At 45.6% G+C, this 16738-nt stretch carries 14 protein-coding genes; 3 read left to right on the top strand and 11 right to left on the bottom strand.

All coding sequences use genetic code 11. From position 1 onward, the window contains the following. The first annotated feature begins 215 nt into the window (after positions 1 to 215). Positions 216 to 1583 carry an anaerobic C4-dicarboxylate transporter DcuC gene (dcuC, locus tag RXX31_RS01830; protein ID WP_317587382.1) on the top strand — a complete coding sequence of 456 codons (1368 nt, stop codon included), beginning with the start codon at positions 216 to 218 and terminating at the stop codon, positions 1581 to 1583. Positions 1584 to 1658: 75 nt separating this feature from the next. On the opposite strand, the gene RXX31_RS01825 is transcribed toward dcuC, so the two are convergent. Beyond that, positions 1659 to 2018: an NADH:ubiquinone oxidoreductase gene (locus tag RXX31_RS01825; protein ID WP_317587381.1), complete on the bottom strand. Its 360-nt coding sequence runs from the start codon at positions 2016 to 2018 to the stop codon at positions 1659 to 1661. Between the two features lie 627 nt (positions 2019 to 2645). Here RXX31_RS01825 and RXX31_RS01820 point away from each other — a divergent pair. Further along, a complete protein-coding gene (locus RXX31_RS01820) occupies positions 2646 to 3878 on the top strand; it encodes an OFA family MFS transporter (protein ID WP_317587380.1) in 1233 nt (410 codons plus the stop codon). A gap of 67 nt (positions 3879 to 3945) precedes the next feature. Continuing rightward, positions 3946 to 5568, top strand: a complete 1623-nt coding sequence (locus RXX31_RS01815; protein ID WP_317587379.1) for a VRR-NUC domain-containing protein — start codon at positions 3946 to 3948, stop codon at positions 5566 to 5568. A gap of 27 nt (positions 5569 to 5595) precedes the next feature. Here the strand turns inward: RXX31_RS01815 and yegS are convergent, their stop codons facing one another. The 10 genes from yegS to RXX31_RS01765 all read right to left on the bottom strand — a co-directional run bounded on the left by yegS (position 5596) and on the right by RXX31_RS01765 (position 16608). Next, positions 5596 to 6501 (bottom strand): lipid kinase YegS, encoded by a 906-nt coding sequence (gene yegS, locus RXX31_RS01810; protein ID WP_317587378.1) that lies wholly within the window; start codon positions 6499 to 6501, stop codon positions 5596 to 5598. Positions 6502 to 6612: 111 nt separating this feature from the next. After that, positions 6613 to 7038 (bottom strand): bifunctional diaminohydroxyphosphoribosylaminopyrimidine deaminase/5-amino-6-(5-phosphoribosylamino)uracil reductase RibD, encoded by a 426-nt coding sequence (locus RXX31_RS01805; protein WP_317587377.1) that lies wholly within the window; start codon positions 7036 to 7038, stop codon positions 6613 to 6615. 48 nt (positions 7039 to 7086) lie between these two features. Beyond that, a complete protein-coding gene (locus tag RXX31_RS01800) occupies positions 7087 to 8391 on the bottom strand; it encodes a BatD family protein (RefSeq protein ID WP_317587376.1) in 1305 nt (434 codons plus the stop codon). Beyond that, positions 8388 to 10118 carry a vWA domain-containing protein gene (locus tag RXX31_RS01795; protein WP_317587375.1) on the bottom strand — a complete coding sequence of 577 codons (1731 nt, stop codon included), beginning with the start codon at positions 10116 to 10118 and terminating at the stop codon, positions 8388 to 8390. The genes RXX31_RS01800 and RXX31_RS01795 overlap by 4 nt, the downstream gene beginning before the upstream one ends. After that, complete coding sequence (locus RXX31_RS01790; protein WP_317587374.1) at positions 10111 to 11193, bottom strand: VWA domain-containing protein; 1083 nt, start codon at positions 11191 to 11193, stop codon at positions 10111 to 10113. Before RXX31_RS01790 ends, RXX31_RS01795 begins: the two co-directional genes overlap by 8 nt. After that, positions 11186 to 11728: a DUF4381 domain-containing protein gene (locus RXX31_RS01785; protein ID WP_317587373.1), complete on the bottom strand. Its 543-nt coding sequence runs from the start codon at positions 11726 to 11728 to the stop codon at positions 11186 to 11188. The genes RXX31_RS01790 and RXX31_RS01785 overlap by 8 nt, the downstream gene beginning before the upstream one ends. Further along, the gene (locus RXX31_RS01780) at positions 11729 to 12691 is read right to left on the bottom strand and encodes a DUF58 domain-containing protein (RefSeq protein ID WP_317587372.1); all 963 of its coding nucleotides are present in this window, start codon (positions 12689 to 12691) and stop codon (positions 11729 to 11731) included. It abuts the gene before it with no gap. An 11-nt stretch (positions 12692 to 12702) separates the two neighbouring features. Then, entirely contained in the window at positions 12703 to 13686 is a 984-nt protein-coding gene (locus RXX31_RS01775) for a MoxR family ATPase (RefSeq protein ID WP_317587371.1), read from the bottom strand. Between the two features lie 9 nt (positions 13687 to 13695). Continuing rightward, positions 13696 to 14988 carry an anaerobic sulfatase maturase gene (locus RXX31_RS01770; protein ID WP_317587370.1) on the bottom strand — a complete coding sequence of 431 codons (1293 nt, stop codon included), beginning with the start codon at positions 14986 to 14988 and terminating at the stop codon, positions 13696 to 13698. A gap of 102 nt (positions 14989 to 15090) precedes the next feature. Next, entirely contained in the window at positions 15091 to 16608 is a 1518-nt protein-coding gene (locus RXX31_RS01765) for an arylsulfatase (protein WP_317587369.1), read from the bottom strand. Between the last annotated feature and the right edge of the window lie 130 nt (positions 16609 to 16738).

The raw sequence follows: 16738 nt of genomic DNA, 5'->3' as shown, positions 1-16738 counted from the left end.
ATTATATTTCATTAAAACCGATACAAATTAGCATATATAACCCAATAAAACATAATTAAACAAAATAATACATCGCTTTTACTTATTAAATTATTATTTGTTTTAGATCATGTAAGTTCCAGATTCAACTCGTGCCACAAGCAAGAATTCTGTACATTCCCTGTCATAAATTGAAACAGTTTCATCCTTTTTTTGTCATTACATCTGGAGACCTTATGTTAGAGCTCTTAATTGGCTTAATAGTGACCATTGCCGTGGGCTATTTTATTGTCAAAGGCTATAAAGCGGCTGGCGTGCTTTTAACCGCAGGTATCAGCCTACTTCTCTTAACAGGCGTGTTAGGCCATCAAGTATTACCATCAAGCATTACTTCGACCGGTAATATGGTCACGGACTCATTAGAATACGTAAAATATATGCTTCAGTACCGTGGTGGCGGCCTGGGCATGCAGATTATGTTGCTTTGTGGTTTCGCGTCTTACATGACACACATTGGCGCAAACAACGTCGTAGTAAAACAGTTCTCCAAACCACTTTCAGTAATTAAGTCTCCTTATGTCCTTTTAGTTGCGGCCTATATTGTCGCCTGCTTAATGTCGTTAGCCGTAAGCTCGGCAACTGGGTTGGGCGTGCTGTTAATGGCAACATTGTTCCCAATGATGGTTGCAATGGGCATCTCACGCCCGGCAGCAGTTGCGGTCTGTGCCTCTCCAGCAGCAATCATTCTTTCTCCAACCTCCGGTGATGTTGTGATTGCCGCAGAGAAATCAGGACTTGCTCTTGACGTGTTTGCTGTACAAACCGTTCTACCCGTATCGATTTGTGCCATCATCGTCATGGCTGTGGCTGCTTTCTTCTGGAACAAGTATCTGGATAAGAAAGAAAACACGCCAATGGAAAAGGTTGACGTCTCAGAAATCAAAGCGGATGCTCCGGCGTTTTACGCTGCCCTTCCATTTTTGCCAATCATCGGTGTATTTCTTTTCAACGGCCGTACAATCCCTGGATTAAGTCTGGATATCTACACCATCGTTGTTGCTTCTATTTTCCTTGGAGCGCTCATTCACTACGTCGTGAACAAGTTTGATGGCAAAAAGTCGCTGGAAGATTTGGATTCATGTTACGAGGGTATGGCTGACGCATTCAAAGGCGTGGTAATGCTATTAGTTGCTGCTGGTGTATTTGCTCAGGGACTGATGTCTATCGGCGCAATTGACAACCTCCTTCATCTAGCGGACCAAGCGGGCGCGGGCGGTGTTGCTCTAATGCTTATTTTGACTGCATTAACTGTTGCTGCAGCAATCGCTACGGGCTCTGGTAACGCACCTTTCTATGCATTCGTTGAACTTGCTCCTTCACTGGCAGCAAAAATGGGGCTTAACCCTGCGTTCTTAATCATCCCAATGCTGCAAGCATCAAACCTGGGTCGTACCATTTCTCCAGTTTCTGGCGTGGTAGTCGCAACATCAGGTATGGCGAAAATTAGCCCATTCGAGGTCGTTAAACGTACCTCTGTGCCTGTACTGGCGGGGTTAATAACGGTTATCGTGGGGACAATGGTGTTGGTACCAATGTCGGCGTAACCACTCATCACCAAATAAACGCGAAAAAAGGGCCAGTAAGAAAATCTTACTGGCCCTTTCTAATGTTCTGAGTCTTTATGATGCTGTCTTAAAGCGATCAGGTATTTGAGTAATGCTTTCGCGGTAAGTAAACCATAAGTAAGTCACCACGAGGGAGAAGAAGAAGTAAGACAAAGCAAACACTATCGGCGACGTAATCAGCTCCGCTGACATCCCCCACAGCACACCTGTAACCGTGATGGCTAACTTAGATAGCATGCCACAGATCAGCAAGAACAGCGCAAGTTGCGGGAAACGAGAGCTACGAAACGCCAAAAAGTAGCAACTACCGACAGCCAAAGAAGCGATAGAAAGACCTAACATAAATGAATGGAAATGCTCTGCCGATGCCACACCTGCAGAAACAGAAGCGATAAGCACTAGGAACAGTTTCATAAGTTACCTCACAATAAATCGAAAAAAAGCATCCCTTCATAAATGAAAACTCATTTTTCACTATATTTTGCTCTTCTAACGTGCAATTACAAGCACATTTTTCGTTCATTTAGTAACCAACCCCTCCGAGCAACTCACCATATTACAAAAGGTTAACAAGTTAAGTTTTATAAATCCTTTATATCCAATACTTAGCTAGAAAGGTGCTTATTTAAGGCTCTTTTGTCACAAAGTATTAACACAGAAACAATCTGTAATCTTTACCCTGAAATGTGAACTGAATGCATATTTTCACCATGTTCTTATCATTTCACTGCGATATTTTGTTGGTAATCAGAGAACACCACCTACCAGCAACATCTCATTTACATCTAAAATCTCTAATGTACATATGGTTTTATAGATTCAAATTATTTTTTAAACCTAATACCAAAAAGAGATTCCAATCACATATTTATTGGTTATAATCCGCGCCAATTGCGTCAATTGTTGAAAAACGCAAACTTATTTTGAGAAAAAACACCTTTAAACAAACCACTCTCAAATGTTGGAGCTAGAGGCCTTTCCCAAAACTGTATGACAGTGAATGGTTGTGGGCTCCTGTTAGAGAGTTAACTGAGAGAAAAAATGAGCAAGATTGATAAAGCGATGCGCATTCTGCTAGCAGGTTTCTGCATCAACCTTTGTCTTGGCATCCTGTATGCCTGGAGTGTATTCAACAAGGCATTGGTAACTGAATCCGGCTGGACTGCCGCAGAGGCTTCCGCACCATACGCGACTGCAACCATCACCTTCTCTATCTGTCTTCTTGTTGCAGGTATCCTACAAGACCGTATGGGTCCACGTTTGATCCTTATCCTGGGCACTGTGTTAACAGGACTAGGTATGATCGCATCTGGCTTTGTGAACTCTCCTTTAATGCTGAACATTACGTTTGGTGTTATCACTGGCGCAGGTATCGGTTTTGGTTACGCGTGTCTATCTCCTTCTGCAATGAAGTGGTTCCACGCGTCGAAGAAAGGCATGGTTAACGGCATCATCGCAGCAGGTTTTGGTCTGGCAGCTATCTACCTGGCACCAGTCACATCTTCATTGATTGACAGCATGGGCATTCAAACCAGCTTTTTGGTTCTTGGTGTTGGTATTCTTGCTATCGCGGTTCCTCTTGCGGCCACGATCAACAACCCACCAGCAGACTACAGGCCAGCAGAACCTAAACTAAAACAAGGTCAGGCACCAAAATCGGTGAAGAAGTCAGATGACCTAACCTGGAAAGCAATGCTAAAAACGCCACAGTTCTACTCTCTATGGATCATGTATGCGTTCGCGGCCTCTGTTGGTCTAATGATCATCGGCAACATCACCACCATCGCGAGCGTTCAAGCTAACTTGCCAAACGCAGTTTACCTTGCGTCTATTCTTGCGGTATTCAACTCAGGCGGCCGTGTTGCTGCAGGTATACTTGCAGATAAAATTGGTGGTGTTCGTACGCTTCTACTTGCGTTTGTTCTGCAGGGTGTAAACATGGTGTTGTTCGCAACATTCGATTCTGAGTTTACGCTTATCATCGGTACAGCAATCGCTGCTGTCGGCTACGGTACACTTCTAGCAGTATTCCCTACTCTGACAGCTGAGTTCTATGGTCTCAAAAACTACGGTACAAACTACGGCGTGCTTTACACGGCATGGGGTATCGGTGGTGCAATAGGCGCTGCCGTTGTTGGCTTCTCAATGACGAACGGCGAGGGTTACACGCTCGCTTATACGGTTTCTGCCGCTATGATGGCAGTATGTATCGTACTAGCGTTCATTACAAAACCCATCACTGAAACAAAAGTAGCACAGCTGAAAAACGCATAATTGTGAATTGATTTGATGATGAAAAGGCTTAACCTATGGGTTAAGCCTTTTTTATTATTATTCGTTTATGGAAAACACTGTCGAACTCGCTCCAGACTACTATCTAGATAACTTCTTCAAACTTACCCACCATGCAATAACATGGTACAACGACTTACTGACAGAAGAAGAGCACGAGTGGCTGCATTCGTTTGAGACATTGAGCAAACATGCCCAATGTCTTTTAGTACGTTTATACAGCCGCAAAGGATGTTGGTTTCGCAGTGACAAACTGAGTTATCAAGAAATCCCTTCCATAGATGAAGCGCTTACAGAGTTGAGCCAACAAGAGCTGATTTCTCTGTCCCCTGCACTTTCTCACCAAGAGTTAGCCACTAACTTACTGACGAAACCGGAAACCTTGGCGCTTTATCCAGAACTTCCGAAGTCCCTAAAGAAAGATGCACTCGTTGAATGTTTAAGTAACACCGAGTTTGATCGTTATGACCAGCTTGACTTTACGATCATCAAACTCAATTCCGCACATATGATCGATGTGTTACTCACTCTGTTCTTCGCCAACACTCACCAAGATTTAAGTCAGTTCGTACTTGATGACCTGGGCTTGCACCAGTTCGAGCAATATCAATTAAGTAAAGAGCGGCGATTCTTTGATTCGCGTGAGCAAATTGACCAGTTGATTGAACTCAGTCAACTCGCCGCCCTTTACTGGCAGTTTGACCGGAAAGACAAAACCAACCTTGACCTTCTCATTGAAGCGATGCCTCAACCAGTATCACACGACTATATAGACAGAAAGCGTGAGCATATGCTAAATGACATCGCACGCGATTACGAACGTATTCATGAGCTAGAAACAGCACTGGCGATTTTTGCGCAGACAAGGCTTACCCCAAGTAGAGAACGTCGAGCACGACTCTATGATAAGTTACAACAAGACACTTTGTTTTGTGACATTGTCACGGAAATGATAAATTCACCTATCGATGTCGCTGAATTCGAAGTGGCACAAAAGCTAGAACAACGGTTAAAACGCAAGCTGGGGCAAAAAGTTCCCAGAGCTCAGAAACCCAAATGCAATGAATACCATCTTGAGCTGGATTTATCCCAACATCGCGTAGAGCTTGCTGCCAAAGAACACTTTGAACGGCTGGGATGGCAAGTGTTTTATGCAGAAAATACGTTGCTCAACTCGCTGTTTGGCTTAACCTTTTGGGATGTGCTTTTTGCTCCTATAGAAGGCGCTTTTATTAATGCTTACCAACATCGCCCACTTGATTTGTACCATGCTGACTTTGTATCCAAACGTGAAGACTTAATCACCTCCGCGCTCGAAAATCTAGCTGCCGAAAAAGCAGCTGCATTACTCGAGAAATACGATGCTAAATTCGGCATCAGCAACCCCTTTGTTCACTGGGGCATGGTGAGTAAAGCGTTGATTGAAATCGCACTTAACACTATCCCTATGTCCATGTTGATCGCGCTTTTTAAAATACAGCTCAGCGACCTCAAGCTTTATCGCAACGGGATGCCAGATTTAATTGCGTTCAAAGACGGGCAATTTGAATGGATTGAAGTGAAAGGCCCGGGCGACAAACTACAGGATAACCAATGGCGTTGGATTAAACAGTTTAACCGCCTTAATGTCCCGTTTTCGGTTTGCTATGTGGTCGCCAAAAACCGGGAATGATAATAAACACTCATACGCCAGGAGAGTTTAGCCTGTTGCCCCTACACAGGGGCAGTCTTCCGGTAAAACCAAACGGATACTATTGGGCAGAATATCAAAGCGAACTTTGCGTGACCGGTAAGGCTCCCCATCTAAGTTGAGAGGAAGCGGATTGGGAAAATCTATCTCCAACCAACTGGTGCGTGTATGTTTGACAAAATCACCATTAATGCTCGGATTGTTAATCTCGTCTATCACTGCTGGCAAGTTATGGGGTAAAAATGGACACACCAGCGTTAAATCCATTAATCCATCATCAATCATGGCATTGGGCGCTAATGACTGCCCACCGCCTGCCATACGTCCGTTACAAAATGCACCCAGTAATATTCCACCTTCGTAACGACCATCATCTACCGTCAGAGTGCCATCATAGGGCTTAAACCCCAACGCTTTGACGACACCCGTTAGGGTATAAGCCCCACCGCCCAAAAAGTTCTTCAACTCTACCGGAGTTTCAGTGGTAATTTCTGCACCAAACCCTGCAGTGGCCACATTAATGAAGTAACGGTCGTTCGCTTTTACACAATCGATAGCTGCGGTTTGTCCATTGACCGCCAAAGATAGCGCTTCAGGAATAGTGACGGGGATACGGTTGGCGGTAGCAAAATCATTAGCGGTTCCAAGTGGAATGATCGCTAACTCTGGCCGTTGTTGTTCTTCGATTTGGGCAATAGCCGAGACGGCTTCATTGACCGTCCCATCACCACCAGCAACAGCGAGGCGAGTGATGCCCTCTTTTACCGCCTCATTAACTAAACGGGCCATGTCTTGAGCTTCCCAGGTTACTCTGACTTGTACATCGACACCCTGCTCTCTCATCTCCATGATTGCGCTTCTTAACTCAGGTATGCCTGCTTTTTTGCCGTTTAGAATTGCTCTTATGGTGTTCATCGAAGTCCGTCCCCCTACGGGTTAGTTGTATTTTCACTCCACGGTACTTTCGAGAGTTTAGACAAGAATCCGGCTATTGAAACGGTCATAACGCTATGTTTAACAAATATATTAAGATTTACCCAAATACGGGGTTAAAAACGCACTCACTTCAGCACCGCAAACACCGACCTCTACTTCAACACCAGATTGCTCTAGGATAGCGATACCACGACCACTGTTACGTGGGTCAGGATCGAGCATGGCAACGACAACCTTTTTGATGCCAGAATTGACCAACGTCACCGCACAAGCTGGAGTTCGCCCAACAAACGAACACGGCTCAAGTGTCACATAAGCCGTAATATCCTCTAAGGATCCATTATACCCATTCAAGGCTTCAACTTCGGCGTGGTTTCCACCGATAGCTTGAGTATGGCCTTCAGATACGATTTGATTATCTTTAACCAGAACACAACCTACAGGTGGGTTGGGCTGACACTCAGGAAGAGCATTACGCGAAATTTCCAACGCGCGACGCATAAACTCTTGGTTCATCAAACATCTTTCCTATACACAAACGAAGCAATATAGTAGCGTCCAACCTTACTTAATGCCATCTCTTCGATTCAACTTCTCCAACTCAGGCAATGCCTTAGGTATCTTCAGCTTAAACCGCTTTTGCTTGTTCTGTATCTCTCGCCACATCGCTTTCATTAGGCTCTTATTTCGCTCGCCTTGTTGTAAATGCTGTGATTTTTTCTGCCACGATTCGTTAGCGCTGACTTTGCTCATTTCTAGCTCTGAAGTATTCACCCGCAGTTGTTTATACAATGCAGATCGAGCCTCTCCCCAACGATTTGATTTGAGTAATTGGTGAAACCTCAACCATGGTGGTGTCGGTCTGGTACGGTAATAACGTTTGACGGCTAGAAACAAAACGAGACTCAATGCCACTATCGCAACAATGCTCACTATCCAGGCAAAATAGGCTTTAATGAACGACGCCAAGGTATGTTTTGCCTGGAACGACTTACCTTCAACAACTATGGTTTCTAACTGTTGCGTTTGACTATTCCACCATTGAAATTCATAAACAGGTAGCGTTAGCTCTCCTCCCTGTTGAATTACGTACACACTCTCTTCTGTGCGGGTAGATTGATAATCACCACGCGTTTGAGTATCGCTAAGACGATGAGGCTGTGGGTACGCTTGATAACGGCTAGTCGACTCGCCTTTGAGCAGATCTGGCAACAACACCGACAAACTGTCTTGTGCGGTTATCGTGATTCTGCGGGTAACCGCATCCCCCACTTTTAAAGATTCGCCAGAGCTCTCCCACTCTTGGTTGACATCTACATTCGTCGCAGCAAACCAGGGCGTATTATCACTCAATAGACCCGATGGTAACGACGCTGAGAACTGAATTGGCTGAGTGTAAAGCGTACCCGAAACATTGTTTCCATCCGGCGCTGAGACCTGAACGCCCACCGCGATAGGGGGAATGACAAAGTTTCCCGATGCTTGTGGATAGAGCGTCACTTCCCATCGCTGGCGTGACCAGGTTTGCCCACCTTTACGCTCAGTAAAATTGGTAGCCAATTGATTTCGCTGCTTGGCGATCACATCCGGGATTTCCACAGACCCAATCCGAGTTCCACCTGTAAACCAGCGTGGCGTTGCCACTTCAATGTTCAAAATGACTTGTTCGTTAACACTGAAGTTGGGTGATGTACTCTGTTCTTCATCACTTGGGGCTTGGCCAACCCAAGCTTTTATTTCTACGTCATTACTCCGCTGCAAGTCTTGAATGTCTTGGGCGAAAGCTAAGCCGCTGGTACAGAAGCTTACTAAGATGATGAATACGTGCAGCAGACGAGCACATATAACGCGTTGAAGCTGCTTTATCATTGCGTCACCTCCTCGTTGCCATTATTGGTATCATCGGAACGTTCACTCGTTGAAGGCGAGTTTAGCTGAATTTGAAACTTAGAGCGCAGAAAGTCTTTGGGGTCTGATTCGACACGTTTTAACCATTTATCTGCCATCTCTTGATTTCCTAAAATGTCAGCGGCGCTTAATGTTTCTTTGAGCATCATGTCTGCCGAAGTCTGTTCGTCTGCGCCTTCTGCCGTTTGAGGATTATCGCCAAGCTCGGTCGACGATTCTTGCTCCGTCCCAGCCTGGCTTTCGCTCATCTGATTGATCTCCTCAACAATCCCACTGATAACATTGAGGTTGTGTTCAACATCAGGTCTTAGCTCCTGGCTCAAGGTCGGCTTATTGGCTAAAGACTCAAGAAGATCTCTCGCCGCTAAGTATTCACGTTGGCGTGCTAATGCACTCGCTGCGTTGTACAAACCAAAATCTCGGACCTGTTGCGAAGGATCATTTTGCATGGCTAAAAACGCACTATGGGCAAGTTCAAATTCACTGGCATAGTAATATGCCGTGCCTTTGCGCAAGGGATCAGAAAACTGTTTTGCCGCCGCCAAGTATTCTTGTTTATTGAACAACCTCTGACCTTGCTGGTCAGGCGTTAGCCATAAATCCCACCACCACCGGGCTGCTTTATCGAACGCAGTCACTTTCTGTACAACTTGTTGTTCTTCTGCTTTTATCGATATGTTTTCCGCCCACGCATCATCAGGCACCATCGCACTCCCCGTGATCATTGCGATCAAACACCACTGAACTAACCAGCCCTTTCGGAACCAAATCAGCATAATGAGTGCAATTGGAAATAACAGTGCATACCCCATGTCTTTCCATGGCATCGATGATTCACCGTTGAGCTGCATATTTCGTTCTACATAGCGGTTTAGTTGTTCAATATCACTGTTGTCGACACTCACTTCAACTAAACGTCCATTCGTTTTATTAGCAAGTGTTTGTAGTGAATCGAGATCCATTGGACTGCTGCTATTAACATCAGGGTTACCAGCTGCGAGGATCAGCAGTTGATAAGGGTTACTTGCAAAGTACTCCTCATATTGAGAAATAGTGGTTGGATTCACACCATCCGTGACCAATAGTACCGTTGAGCCAGGTAGCCCCTGTAATTGCTCATCAATCAACGCTAATGCCTGCTCTGCGAGTTTACCTTTTACTGGCATGATCTCTGGGTCAATAGCCGCGAGGAACGGATCGAAAACGGCACTGTCTTGTGTGACCGGCATGGCAACGTGTGCAGTGCCAGAGAACACCACCAAGCCCGTTTTGCCACCTTGTCTTGACGCTAGCAAATCACGAACTTTTTGTTTAGAACGCTCCAAACGACTTGGTGGCAGATCCTTTTGCAACATAGAGTCACTGTTATCCAAGATAACCAGCATGGATGCTTTGTCTTCACCAAAAGGCGATGCCTCCCGTTGCCAGCTTGGTCCAGCACAAATAATGATCGCAATAAACACATTGACCATCAGTAGCTTTAGTGGCAATTGTTTACGCCAACCATGTTCGCCAATCGTTAATACCTCGCGGAGATGATCGGGCAGAATATCTTTCCAACTGGGTTTACTCTCCTCGTGCCAGCGCAGCCAAATCAGAAAAACCATCGGGATCAGCGCCAGTAGCCACAAAGGACGAATGAAATGAAACTGCGTAACAAATTGCGTGAAGCTAAGAGAATCAAACATCGCGCTCTCCTACCGATACGGCCCCTGTTGAAAAGCGCGCTTTGGCTCTTCGTCTGATTGTCGCCACACTGAACGCGAGCAAATGCATCACAACCACCAATACCATCAGGTAGTGGTGCAAACTTTGTTTCGGACGATAGGTCGTGCTTTCATACAATTCTGGCTCTAGCTGACTGATGGCGTCGTAAGCCGCTGATAACTCATCCCGGTTTAGTGCTTCAAATGACTCACCGCCTGATTCAGATGCGATTCTGTTTATCGTATCCATATCTAGTGCGGTTTCTCCAATGGTCTGCGGATCACCCATTGCGATAACATGCACACGAACGCCCTTAGCTCTCGCCACTTTTGCCGCATCTATTGGTTCGACAAAACTGCCAGTGTCATTACCATCCGTTAATACAATGGCAACTTTTTCACGCTCAGTCGCTTGCGTTAACCCGACTCGCGTCTGATCACTCTGCTCAAACACTTTAATCGCTAACCCAATCGCATCGCCTAAGTGGGTACTCTGTCCAGCCATAGCAACATCCGTTTGATTGAGCAGTTCGAGCCACACATTCTGGTCAGCGGTAAATGGTGTCTGAACAAAAGCCGCATCACCAAACAGTACCAAGCCAAGTCGATCACCTTTACGCGACTGAACAAAATCAGCCAGCACTTCTTTGGCAGCATCCAGACGAGATACCTTATCTCCTGTGCGAGATGTAAAATCAGCTTCTGCCATTGATCCAGACAGATCGACCACTACCATCACATCTCTGCCAAGACTTTCGCGCACTTGAGGTTCACCTAAGATGGTAGGTTTAGCGATAGCACAGATAACCAGTATCCAAGAAAGGATCAACGTCGCACGCTGCCACCAGCTTGGTGTTAGCTGGCTGGCCCCTTCTGACGGTGTTTCGCCAATGGCTTCCACCAATTGAGTAAAGAACGGCACTTTTATTGCCATTTGCTTGGTACGGTAAGCCGGAACCAAATAATACACGATCAGTGGTAACGGTAAGATAATCAGCCATAAAGGATAGGTAAACTCGAAGCCAGACAACCCGATAGAAGAGAGAAGATCATTCATCCTGAGCTCCTTGCTTCATCGTTATTCCTGGCGTTGAATGACTTGCCGAGGGCATTTGCGAATGCTCTCTAACCCAGCAGTTTGCTTTGTCGATGAGAAGCTTTCGCTGTGCGTTGGTCAGCTCGATTTTTGGGTTAATAATGCTTTCAAGCCATAACGTTGAGGTTTGATCACTAAAAGCACTTTTTGTCGGATTAAGCTCATCGAGCTTGCTAAGAAAAGCACCATCAAACAGCTTGGCATTGTTGCTATCGATGTGAATGAGCACAATTTTCAAAATGGAGAATAACGCTTTCGGCATCTCATTATCGCCTGCTTCTAGCTGTGAAATCGCATTTAATGCTTCTTTGCGATAGCGATTCACCCACCATTGATGCAGAAGGCGGTAAGCGAGGTAAATTAAAGCGATAACCATCACACCAGCCAGGATTTTCCAGCCAACAGTTTGCGGATACCAACTGACACTGGGTGGAACGGTAACGTCATGCAGTTCACTGAGAATGTAAGAACCAGGAGGCTTGGGCACGTCGCTCATTTAACGTCCTCCCACCAGTTTTTGAAACTCGTTAACGTGCTCGCCTGCGGTGTTGAGTTCAATATAAGGCAAATGCTTTATTGCCATAAGCTGACCAAGAGACTCACGGCGCAAGTCTGATTTCGCTTCAAGCGTCGCACTTGCCGCATCGACTTTCGCTTTGCTATCCAAGTTGAGTTGATACTGGCCATCGCCAACCACCCACTTTGATTTGGCCAGGTCTTGAGGCAGTGTTTGTTCGAGGGGATCGCTAACCATCACGGCAAGAATATCGTTGTGCTGTTGCAACTGTTTGAGGTGGTCTAGGTGATGCTCTTCACAGTCACTCCAGTCGCTAATAAAAATAAGAGTGGATTGTTTGAGCTTCATCCGTTTTATCAGTTCGATCCATTTACTAAAGGTCACTTTCTCGGAGTCAATAGAATCAACACTGAGCGACTGGTTTGCCCTCGTTAAGTGTTTCAGCTGGGCGAGAAAGTCATTTTGCGAACGCTGTGGCTTTGAGTGAAAGAGTGCCTGGTGTGAGGCAATAACGAACCCGACTCTGTCGCCATCTTTTAATACCCGCCAACCACACATCGCTGCAACTTCTGCTGCTACGACAGACTTCATTACCTGTGTCGAAGCGAAAAACATCGCACTGCGTTGATCGACACAGACGATCACATTGCGATCTTTTTCTTCGGTATAACTGCGCACATGCGGTTTGCCAGTGCGCATCGTCACCTTCCAATCGAGGTTACGTATATCATCGCCTAACTGGTAATGACGCAGTTCTTCAAAGTTCAGTCCACGGCCACGAAAGAGAGAGTTGTGTCGGCCAGACAACACACTGCCCGCTTTAAGATGAGGGAGCAAACTGAAGGACTCTGCTTGTGCTTGTAGACGTACCAGCCTTGCGTAATCGCAATATATTCGAGGGTCTATACCTTCTGGTTTAGGTGCATGGGTCGGCTTTGCCATGATGCCTCCACTTACCCGATTTCAACACAGTCTAGCAATTCCTGAACGACTCGCTGATGGTCGACACCATCTGCCAATGCATCGTAAGTTAATGAAAAGCGGTGTCCTAATACTGATGGGACCATAGCACGGACATCATCAGGTGTGACATGGTCACGTCCTTGAAGCCAAGCATAGGCGCGAGCACACTTATCCAACGAAATTGAAGCGCGAGGACTGGAGCCAATTTCAATCCATTTAGATAATTGCGAGTCGGCATAGCGCTCTGGCTTACGTGTCGCCATCACCAATGCGACAATATAGTCTTCAACTAATTCAGAAACCGCGACATCTGGCAATTGGCGACGTGCTTCTATCACCAATTCTGGCTCAATATGTTGTGGCGTCACTAGTTCAGAGCTCATTTCCGAACCAAGTTCTTCGCTGCGTACCAGACGAATAATCTCTCGTTCTGCGGAATCTTCCGGGTAATCCACCGTTACCTTCATGATAAAGCGGTCCATCTGCGCTTCTGGCAGAGGGTAAGTCCCTTCCTGCTCGATCGGGTTTTGTGTCGCCAGCACCATAAACAGCTCAGGCAATACATGCGTTTTATCGCCAACGGTAATTGTTCCTTCGGCCATTGCTTCTAGCAGCGCGGCCTGCACTTTGGCCGGAGCACGGTTGACCTCATCGGCAAGAACAATACTGTTGAAAATGGGACCTGGTTGAAAATGAAGCTGAGGCTTGCCATCTACCTCCTGGTAAACCTCGGTTCCGGTGACGTCCGAAGGTAGAAGATCAGGCGTGAACTGAATGCGACCGAAGCTAGTATTTAGAAGATTGGCTAATGATTTTACCGAACGTGTTTTTGCGGTACCGGGTAAACCTTCCAACAGAATATGTCCATTGGTCAATAAACCAATCACCAAAGCTTGTACCACATGGCTTTGACCGATGACGCTTTTCTCGGTCTGTTCAATCAGTTTATTTATCGCTTGTTGCGCGTTGTTCATTGTTGTCCCTTACTTTGAATTCTGTTGTTGCAATAGTTGAGAAAGGCCCACCAGCATAGGTAAGGTGTCATCGAAGAAACGGCGAATACCAGAGCAAAGATAATTGAGGCCTTCTTCGCCATCCGGCGTCTTAATAAGGCGATTTTTAGGACATTCGCCCCAACAGTATTTAAGGTAAGGACATTTCTTACAATAATCCGGTAATGAATCACGTTTGGCCATACCGAAGCTAAACTGACGAGTAGAAAACGCCATTTCGTTCAACGAGTGCTCATGAATATTGGAAAGCTTGTATTCGGGATAAACGTAATGGTCGCAACTGTACACATCACCGTTGTGCTCTATCGCTAAGCCCTTTCCGCAGAACTCTGAGGTAATGCAGAGTTGCGCTGGTTTACCCATCACCTGAGCTACCGCCGTTTCAAATAGGTTAACCAACACACGGCCTAGATCATTGTTCACCCACTCAACAAACATCTCACTGAGGAACTTGCCCCAATCATCAGGATCCACCGACCAATCCGTGACCACTGACATAGGATGTCCGGGCTTAGCCAGTTCGCTCCCCATCGTTGGAATCATTTGTTCATTCCAAAACTGAGGAGCCGTAGTATGGAAGTCGTTAGCCTCCACTACCGGCGCAAGTTGAATGTAAGTCACACCCAACTCGCGAGTGAGGAATCGATAAATTTCCACAGGGTACTTAACGTTGTGGCGGTTAACCGTCACCAGCGCATTAAACCGCACCCCATGATGCTGAAGTTTCTCAACCGCTTTCATCACCAAATGAAAGGTCGGTTTACCGCTGCGAGTTTTACGGTATTTATCGTGCAGCTCTTCTGGACCATCGATAGATAAGCCGACCAGGAAGTTATTCGCTAATAAAAATTCACACCACTCATCATTGAGCAGAATGCCGTTAGTTTGTAAGTCATTTTCAATGCGAGTACCGCTTGGTTGGTATTTCTTTTGTAGCTCAACCACTTTGCGGAAGTAATCTAGCCCAAGTAAGGTCGGTTCTCCGCCCTGCCATGAAAATACAATTTGGTCGCCATCTTGACTCTCAATATAACTCTTAACAAACGCCTCTAAGGTTTCATCATCCATCTTAGGTTGCTTTGGTTGATGAAGTAGGTTTTCTTTGTGCAGGTAAAAGCAATATTGGCAGTCAATGTTACATTTTGCACCACCAGGTTTAGCCATAACATGAAAGCGCCGTTCATTCCCCTGTTCAGATTTAAATGCCGTTTTCATAGGGACAATTGGCATAGCCGTAGAATGACGTGGTGAAGTTTTGCTCATGCAGCCTCTCTTTTGAATGTTGGCTTTTCTACTTTCTTTTTTAAGTATGGCGCTCCTGAGAGCGCCATTCATTTTTATTCTAGTCTTCGCTTAAGTGCAAGGTTACTTAGGAACAAATGAACCTGCTTCCATACGTGGTGGGAACTCTTTAAAGGTGCTCATCACTTTTTTTACTTCTTCCATCGCTGGTGCCATTAAGTATGAACGCTCATACATCCAAGTGTTGTAGCCCATGCCCGTATCACCACGTTCAAATGGGTCAATACTCAAGTCAAAGATCTTCGGTACACGAAGTTTAGTAAATGGTTTCTGCCAAATTTCTAGTCCCGTTTCATTTTCTTGGATCATAAAGTGGAACTTGAACTTACCTTGACGCAGTGCCAGCAGGTCACCATCATCACTCCAGTAAACAAACTCATTTCGAGCTGACTCCTCTGATTTGCCAGTAATGTATGGTAATTGGTTGTAGCCATCTAAATGAACTTTGTAGTTCATATCGCCAACTTTCTTACCTTTGAGCAATTCATCGGTTACTTTATCGTTACCTGCCGCGGCAACCAATGTCGGGAAGAAGTCTTCCAGTGACATCATACCGTTAAACGTCTTACCGGCTTCGATTTGCCCTGGCCATTTAATCAACATAGGAACGCGGAATGCACCTTCCCAGCCCGTATTTTTCTCAGAACGGAATGGGGTCATACCCGCATCTGGCCACAAGTTAATCATTGGGCCGTTGTCTGTGGTGTACACGATAATGGTATTGTCATCGACGCCTAGCTCTTTAATCTTATTAAGCAGGTGACCGATTTGATCGTCATGCTGTTTCACACCGTCAGCGTAGAATCCAGCGCCTGTTTTGCCCTGATATTCTTCTGGAACGTGAGTGAAGTTGTGCATACGAGTGGTGTTGAACCAAGTAAAGAATGGTTTGTCCGCTTTTACTTGCTTCTCGATGAAACTTTCTGCCGCATCAAGGAATTCACCATCGACGGTTTCCATGCGTTTACGGGTCAGAGGACCGGTATCTTCAATCTTGCCGTCTGCATACGAGTGAATCACGCCACGAGGGCCGAACTTTTTCTTGAACTCTGGATCTTTAGGGTAATCAACATTCTCTGGCTCTTCTTCCGCATTTAAGTGGTAAAGGTTACCGAAGAACTCATCAAAGCCGTGGTTCGTTGGCAAGTGCTCGTCGCGGTCACCCAAATGGTTTTTACCAAACTGACCCGTTGCGTAACCAAGCTCTTTAAGCATGGTTGCAATGGTAGGATCTTCTTTAGAAATACCTTCAGGAGCGCCAGGCAAGCCTACTTTAGACAAGCCTGTACGTTTTGGCATCTGACCTGTGATAAATGCTGAACGGCCTGCGGTAGAACTTTGCTGGGCGTAAAAGTTAGTAAACTTCGCACCTTCTTGAGCAATTGTGTCAATATTCGGTGTATTGTAAGCCATCATCCCCTGGTTGTAGGTACTGAGGTTCCAGTAACCCACATCGTCACCAAAGATAACGAGGATGTTTGGTTTGTCAGCTGCGTATGCGGTTGCAGAAGCAGCACCTAGCGCTAAAGTACATGCGTTAAGTACGAGTTTTTTACTGCTCGTTTTGGTCGCATTTTTCATATTTTCTCCAAAAGTTCGCTGATGCATTAAAATGGCATTCGCATTCCAATACCATTACTGTTATAAGATAAAGCACTAATTTCTGACGATAAATAGCGTTAAAATTAGTTGATCTATAAATCTAATTTAT

The organism is Vibrio sp. EA2 (genome assembly GCF_033042495.1).
GTDB lineage: Bacteria > Pseudomonadota > Gammaproteobacteria > Enterobacterales > Vibrionaceae > Vibrio.
The sequence above is the reverse complement of the archived record's forward strand: the minus strand, read 5'-3'. Positions and strand labels throughout refer to the sequence as shown.